Raw genomic sequence first — 6790 nt, 5'->3', positions numbered from 1 at the left:
ACAACCACGGCCTTGTGGCCCAGGCGCTGAAACTGACGTAGCTTACGAAAGACCACCGCATGCCCGATGGTCAGCTCATAGTGGCTGGGATCAACGCCAAGCTTGACCCGCAGCGGCTCCCCACGGTTACCTTCCAGCAGCAGGCGCCGCAGCTCTTCCTCTTTCTCCACCAGCACCACTCCGCGCTTCAGCACCCGCTCGATCTCAGCTGGCTCTGGTGAGTGCTTCACCGTCACGTCTTCTGCACCCTTCCTCTTGTGACTGATTTGGTGAGATGAGATGGCTTGCGTATTGCCTGCATTGTAACAGAAAGCGCGGGTGGCGTCGAGAGGCTGAGTTTGATAGGATCATTATCAACTTTTCTAACAGAATTCTTATAGATTGCAAACGTTGCTCTAATACAAGGCAGGCTATACTCTAAGGCGAGAGACAGGCCCAGCCTGATGGCCGAAGAAATGGGCCTGTCAGCAGCGACGGACGAAGATGATGTGAGCGAGAGAGGCCGCAAGTTCTCGGAGACAGAAGCATTGTGTGATCTGTTAGCTGGTAAGACAGCAAAGTTAATGTAAGAAAGTATAATTAATGAAGGAGGTGTTGGTAGTCCTATGCCAGATCTGACCCGCTACAACCCCTTCCAGGAGATGATTTCGCTGCGCGAAGCGATGGATCGCCTCTTTGAGGAGAGCTTCATTTCGCCGCGCAACCTCTTGAGCCGGGGTGTTGCCTCGAACCTCTACGAGACAAAAGATGACTTCATCCTGCAGATCCCCATGCCGGGTGTCAAGCCGGAGGAAGTGGAGATTACCGCGCAGCAAGACACGATCTCTGTCAAGTGGGAGACCAAGCCGGTAGCGCCGGAGAACGCCACGGTCCACTGGCGCAACTTCGGCAACGGGCAGTATCAGCAATCATTCACGCTACCTGCGCCCATCAATCCCGATCGAGCCGAGGCCAACTATCAGAATGGCATCCTGACCCTGCGCCTGCCCAAGGCCGAGCAGGCCCGCACGCGCACCGTCAAAGTCAACGCTCGCTAAGCCGAACAAGGCAAGCAGCAACGCAGCAAGGCTGGCCCGCCATCTCCAGGCCCTGGCCTGCGATGAAGCCCGGCTGGGGAGAAGAGAGAAGAGGAGAGAAAGAGGTGCGGGCCAGCCTTGCTCTACAAGGCGCCAGTGCTGCTCAGGCTCTGCCATAGCATTCGTTCGTTCGTTCGCTCGCTCTTCCTCAGACCGCCGGTGAGTGGCTGGCTGGTCGTGGGCTGCTTTGCTCTGCTCTACTCTACGAGCGTTGCTCTGGCTCACGTTCGCGGCCACTGCAGTCCTCCACTGCTTCCCCCGAGGCAGCCGAGGGTTCCTGGCCAGGCGCATCCTCGTTCGCGGCGGCCTGGCGCAAGCGCTGGCGTGCGCTAATAATGTGGTACAGAATAATGAGCTGTGTCAGGGCCAGCGGGTCGCTCTGGCGCAGCACATTTCCAACGTAGAAGCGCCCGAGCATACTCAAGCGCTCTGGACGCAGGTGGTTGATCTCCTCCATATGGGCCCAGATACAATTTTCCAGCTCACAGGCTTTCTGATGGCTGATGTCGCCGTCGATCTCCAGCACATCGCGCAGCACTCCATCGTAGACCTCCTCCACCAGGCGGAAGGCGGGCTTGCGCCCATTATGGGAAGCTTCCAGCACATCGGAGAGATCGATTTTGGGGGCATGCTTCGCCTCGATCAGGCGCACATCGAGATGCGCCAGATCGCGCGTGCGGTAGTACAGGCTGCCACGATAGAAACGAACAATGATATCGGCAAAGCGCTTTTGTGGCTGGATATAGAGGCGGCTATCGCGGCGGCGCAGGGCGATCTGCTCCCGTACCTGCTCAACGGTGTAGCCGCGAGAAGTGCTATCGCGCATAATCTTCCACTGTTGCTGGAGAGCGGCCTCGGGGTCGAGATAAATACGCACATGAGCGAGGCGGCGTAGCTCGGGCGTAAAGAGGGCATGGAGACCGTGAACGAAAATAATCTCCGCGGGCTTCACCTCCGCCGGCGGGCCAAAGGTGCCCGTGCGGTGGTCATAGACCGGCTTCACAATTGTCTCACCGCGCGCCAGGCGCTGTAGATGCTCCGTCATCAGCGGAAAATTATTGGCGCACGGATGCAGGGCAGTGATGCCGGCGCGCATGCGAGCCGCGCGATCCAGGGTGTGGTAGTCATCGAGGCAAATATGCGTCACGGAATCCTGGCCGAAAAGCTGGACCATTCCATCAGTCAGAGTGCTCTTCCCTGAGCCGCTATCCCCGCAGACCGCGACGATGAGAGGCTTGTGAGCTGTCTTCTGTCTCTCCATGAGTTAGCCACTGATTAGCAGGCAAGCAAGCAGAAAAAGTCGAGATACTGCTGCCTGGCATCTGCATGCTCTGAACACCATCCGTTCCACCTCGCCGGAAGGGAAGCGAACCTTTCCCAGGGGTTCGCTGGTTAAAAGTATAGCATATCTCGCCTATCTCGCGGCCAGCCTGCCCTGTTCAGGCGCGTCGCTCTGGAAGAAGAGGCCAGAGAGGGAGTACAATAGAAGGACAACGAAGCGAACGCAATTGCCAGTATTGCCGGTGGAGTGGTCTCTTATTATGGAGCACGTATTGTTGGAGCGACTGCAACAGGGTCCGTTGCTATGTGATGGAGCGATGGGAACCCTGCTCTACGCGCGTGGCGTGCCCTACGAGCAATGTTTCGATCTGCTCAACGTCACGCGCCCGGAATTGATTCAAGGCATCCATCGCGAGTACATCAGTGCCGGGGCCCAGATTATCGAGACCAATACTTTTGGTGCCAATCGCCTGCGTCTGGCTGCCTACAACCTGGAGGATCGGGTCCGCGAGATCAATTTTCAGGGGGTGCGACGGGCGATTGAGGCGCGTGAAATTGTTGGGTTGCCGGTCTTTATCGCGGGGGCTATTGGACCGAGCGGTCAGCCGCTGCAGGCACCCGAGAGTGGGCGGCTCAGCGAGGTGCGGGCGGCCTTCCGAGAGCAGATCGAAGCCCTCCAGGAAGGGGGGGCCGAGCTGCTGATTTTAGAGACCTTTACCAGTCTGGCCGAACTGCGTCAGGCCATACTGGCGGCTCAGGAGGTTGGTGGGCTGCCGATTGTGGCTCAAGTTAGCTTCTACGAGGATGGGCGCACGCTCTCCGGTCAGTCGGCGGCCAGCGTTGCGCGAGAGCTGTATGAGCTGGGGGTTGATGTGATGGGGGCCAACTGCTGCGTGGGGCCGGCGATGACCCTGGAGGCCCTACAAGGCATGATTGGGGCCCTCGACGAAGAGATTCAGGCCGCCAACCGCCAGGGGAAGCGCCCCCCGCTCTTTTCGGCCCAGCCCAATGCTGGCCTGCCGACGCGCATCGGCAGCCGCTTCTTCTATGTCTCGACGCCCGACTACTTTGCCGACTATGCTCTGCGCTTTGCCCAGGCCGGGGTACGCCTCATTGGCGGCTGCTGTGGCACCACACCACGCCACATCGAAGCCATGCGGAAGGCACTCGACGCCCACTATGGGCGTGAGGCGGCGGCTGCGAGCCAGAGCGAGAAGGCCGGGCAGCAGAATGGGGCGTCGGCGACCGTCCAGGGCCTGGGAGACAGCCTGGCGGCCTCGTCGGTGATTCACGTGCGCGGCGAGCGTCGTCCTCCCATCGGCACGCTGCCCGAGGAAGAGGTCATCCTGCCCCAGGAAGGGAGTAAGACACGCCTGCAGCAGAAGCTAGAGGCTGGCGAATTCGTTATCAGCGTTGAGTTAGACCCGCCGATGGGCCTCAATCCCTCCAAGATTCTGGCCGGGGCCGCCCAGCTCCAGCGCGATGGGGTCGACTGTATCAACATCGCTGATAGCCCGTTGGCGCGTGTGCGCATGAGCTGCATCGCCCTGGCGCGCCTGATCCAGGATCACCTGGGCATGGAGACCATCATCCACTTTACGACCCGCGACCGCAACTTGATGGCGCTGCAGGCCGAACTGCTGGGGGCCCATGCCCTGGGACTGCGCAATATTCTTGCTCTGACAGGCGACCCACTGCGCGTGGGAGACTATCCCAATACTACCGGGGTCTGGGATGTCGATTCGGTCGGCCTGATCCGTATTCTGCGAGGGATGAATGAAGGGCACGATGCGGCAGGAGGCTCCATTGGTGCCAAGGCCTCCTTCCATATAGGGGCCGCCCTCAACCTCAATGTCAGCGAAGAGGAGGGCGAGCGCGAGATCGAGAAATACTATTGCAAGTTGGAGGCCGGGGCCCACTTTATCATGACTCAGCCGATCTATGAACTGGCTCCCCTGGAGCGCTTTCTCACGCGCGTTGGCAAGCCGCCCGTACCGGTGATTTTAGGCTGCATTCCCCTCCATAGCTGGCGCCATGCCGAGTTTCTCCACAACGAAGTGGCTGGTGTTACTATTCCTGAGCGCGTGCGCGAACGCATGCGCGCTGCGGGCGACCAGGGCACGGAGGAGGGCTTGCGCCTCGCCCAGGAGCTGCTGATGGAGGCACGCGAGCTTGTTCAGGGGGTCTATCTCCTTCCCTCCTATCGACGCTATGACATTGTAGGCCGTCTCACACGCTTGCTGCGCGAAGCTCCCGCCGGTGCCTGAAAGAGTCGGTAGCCTGCTCACAGGCAGGGGATGGCGCTGCAGAGCGCTGGCCTGGCGGGAGCAGGCACCGCAGCAGAAGAGCGAGCGCCAGGCCCACTGCGGAAGGCCTCGCTCCGTCCGCCGCGCACGCGCAGGTTCAAGTCTGCTCCTTGCTGTGCTCAGGCTCACGGCGTGCTGGCGGCCTCACTCTCGTAGACGAGGCCAGCGGGACATGACTGGGCCGGGTAGCGCTGGAGATACTGACGGCTTGTCCCTGGGAGGAATGGCCCGCCGGGCAGGTGCCAGCCGTAAGGACGCGAGACTACGCGAATGCGGGGGAGCACGAGCGAAGCCGCCAGCCGATAGTGATCTCTGATATAGCGCTGTAGAATATCAGCCAGTTGCTCTTCCGCCTCGTAGAGCGTCTCTGCGTAGATAAACGAGTGGACAGTACGTCTGCCGATGGTGATGTGGCCAGTGTAAAGCGTTCGCATGGGCTTGCCTCTTCTTCCGGGGTCGTACACGTGCACAAGAGACCCTCAGAGCCAGCGCCACGGCTAGCAGCGCCGGGGGGACGGTCGCAGTGGGCAGTAGACGCTGCTGCTACTGGACCTGGACCAGGAGCGGGAACGGTGGAAGCTGGTCTGGATGTCTACAGGTCGGCCTGCAGGCGGCCTGTCGAACCACCCGGCTGCTGTTGCTCGCTGGCGATGGAGGCGCCAGCGTGGGGGCGAGGAAGCGAGAGACAGCTGCCAGGCAACCGCTCATAGTGGTCCTCCTTTGCAGTTTCCGCTGCCGCTGCTTGGGAAAAGCGGTGCGGAAGCAGCATCTGAAGCACAGACAATGCGCATAGAAGGACGCAGCCAGAGATCTTCTGCGTCTGCTGAAGGCGTAGAGGATAGGGCGAACAAACGCATTACCTCAATAAGTATAACATAAGAAAGGGGCCGTCTGTCGTGGTGTGCCAGTGAGTGAGAGGCTGCAGGCGGTCAAAGGCAGAAGGAGAGGGAGGAAGAGCAGGTCGTGGGTGAATGTGAGGCGCGGGACGCCGGGAGAGGAAAAGGAAAGGAGCCAGGGGCTTTACGGGTGCGGAGCACGTACGCAAAATCAATTGACTTCTCCCACCCCTTATGCTACACTTAATCCGTCTATCCAGGGATAGACACCGGCCCTGGGATAAACAGGTCAGCAGGTTATCACCAGTCAGACAAGTCAGGAAAGGAAAAGGGAGGTTTGGCCTATTAACAGAGATCCTCGGGGGAATGACCGGACGCGCGAAACACGGGTCAATGAGCGCATTCGGGCACGAGAAGTACGCCTCATTGATGAGAATGGCGAGATGATCGGCGTGATGCCGACGCCCCGTGCTCTTGATATCGCCCGTGAGAGGGATCTGGATTTAGTCGAAGTGCAGCCCAATGCTGTACCACCGGTCTGCAAGTTGATGGACTATGGACGGTACAAGTACGAGCAGGCCAAGAAGGAAAGCGAGGCGCGCAAGCATCAGAAGACGATTACTCTCAAGGAGATTCGCCTGCGCCCTCGTACCGATGAACACGATATCAGCGTGAAAACACGCAAGATTCAGGAGTTCCTTGCCGATGGCGATAAGGTGCGGGTCAGCGTTCAGTTCCGTGGACCAGACTTGCGCCACCCAGAAATTGGCCGTAGGCTGCTGGATAGCATCGCCGAAACCCTGAAAGGGACAGCTGTCATCGAACGCCCGCCTATAATGGAGGGCCGGGTGATGTCGATGATTGTCTCGCGCGCGCCGGGGTGGGAACCGCCAAAGAAGCAGGCACCTGCCCCCTCCGGTAAACGTCAGGTGGCCACGGCGGGAGCCGTGGCTGGCAGTCAGGCACCAACCTCCCCATCCGCTCCTGCTGCTGGGAGCCAAGAGGTGGGGGAAGCCACTGATCGTCAACAATAGCGATAGGCATGGCCATGTGGGGTGCAGTAACAGCTCCTCCTGAGTCTCCTCTGCTTCCTCGACCAGTCACATATCCACGAGGAAGGCGGAGAGTGGGCTGATAGGCCCTGGAGCTTCCCAAATAGGCGTCACTCCTGTCGAACAGGGAAGCACCAGCTCAGAAAGGAGTCTCTGCTGCCTCCAACAGCACAGCTGCTCTGGAGGACGCGAACCGACCGCTGTTTGGTGTGGGCTTGCCCTCCAGAGGTCAGTTTTGG

The 6790-nt window shown here is 59.9% G+C and carries 5 protein-coding genes and 1 pseudogene; 3 read left to right on the top strand and 3 right to left on the bottom strand.

Annotation, left to right across the window (positions count from 1 at the left end):
• Nucleotides 1–236 (bottom strand): annotated as a pseudogene (locus BGC09_RS18840) (tyrosine--tRNA ligase); the annotation flags it as partial.
• A gap of 369 nt (nt 237–605) precedes the next feature.
• Here BGC09_RS18840 and BGC09_RS18835 point away from each other — a divergent pair.
• Entirely contained in the window at nt 606–1037 is a 432-nt protein-coding gene (locus BGC09_RS18835) for an Hsp20/alpha crystallin family protein (RefSeq protein ID WP_069805766.1), read from the top strand.
• A gap of 241 nt (nt 1038–1278) precedes the next feature.
• On the opposite strand, the gene BGC09_RS18830 is transcribed toward BGC09_RS18835, so the two are convergent.
• The gene (locus tag BGC09_RS18830) at nt 1279–2337 is read right to left on the bottom strand and encodes a phosphoribulokinase (protein WP_084659112.1); all 1059 of its coding nucleotides are present in this window, start codon (nt 2335–2337) and stop codon (nt 1279–1281) included.
• 280 nt (nt 2338–2617) lie between these two features.
• Here BGC09_RS18830 and BGC09_RS18825 point away from each other — a divergent pair, with 280 nt between their 5' ends.
• Nucleotides 2618–4624, top strand: a complete 2007-nt coding sequence (locus tag BGC09_RS18825) for a bifunctional homocysteine S-methyltransferase/methylenetetrahydrofolate reductase (protein ID WP_069805764.1) — start codon at nt 2618–2620, stop codon at nt 4622–4624.
• Between the two features lie 164 nt (nt 4625–4788).
• Here BGC09_RS18825 and BGC09_RS18820 read toward each other — a convergent pair whose 3' ends face one another.
• A complete protein-coding gene (locus BGC09_RS18820; protein WP_069805763.1) occupies nt 4789–5097 on the bottom strand; it encodes a hypothetical protein in 309 nt (102 codons plus the stop codon).
• 701 nt (nt 5098–5798) lie between these two features.
• Here BGC09_RS18820 and infC point away from each other — a divergent pair.
• The gene (infC, locus tag BGC09_RS18815; RefSeq protein ID WP_218104108.1) at nt 5799–6533 is read left to right on the top strand and encodes a translation initiation factor IF-3; all 735 of its coding nucleotides are present in this window, start codon (nt 5799–5801) and stop codon (nt 6531–6533) included.
• The last annotated feature ends 257 nt before the right edge of the window (nt 6534–6790 follow it).

Source organism: Thermogemmatispora onikobensis, assembly GCF_001748285.1.
GTDB classification, from domain to species: Bacteria; Chloroflexota; Ktedonobacteria; order Ktedonobacterales; family Ktedonobacteraceae; genus Thermogemmatispora; species Thermogemmatispora onikobensis.
The sequence above is the reverse complement of the archived record's forward strand: the minus strand, read 5'-3'. Positions and strand labels throughout refer to the sequence as shown.

What these genes read in the sequence shown, in the direction of transcription:
- BGC09_RS18835 (WP_069805766.1), top strand. Translation starts at nt 606, where the DNA reads ATGCCAGATCTGACCCGCTACAACCCCTTCCAGGAGATGATTTCGCTG.
- BGC09_RS18830 (WP_084659112.1), bottom strand. Translation starts at nt 2,337, where the DNA reads ATGGAGAGACAGAAGACAGCTCACAAGCCTCTCATCGTCGCGGTCTGC.
- BGC09_RS18825 (WP_069805764.1), top strand. Translation starts at nt 2,618, where the DNA reads ATGGAGCACGTATTGTTGGAGCGACTGCAACAGGGTCCGTTGCTATGT.
- BGC09_RS18820 (WP_069805763.1), bottom strand. Translation starts at nt 5,097, where the DNA reads ATGCGAACGCTTTACACTGGCCACATCACCATCGGCAGACGTACTGTC.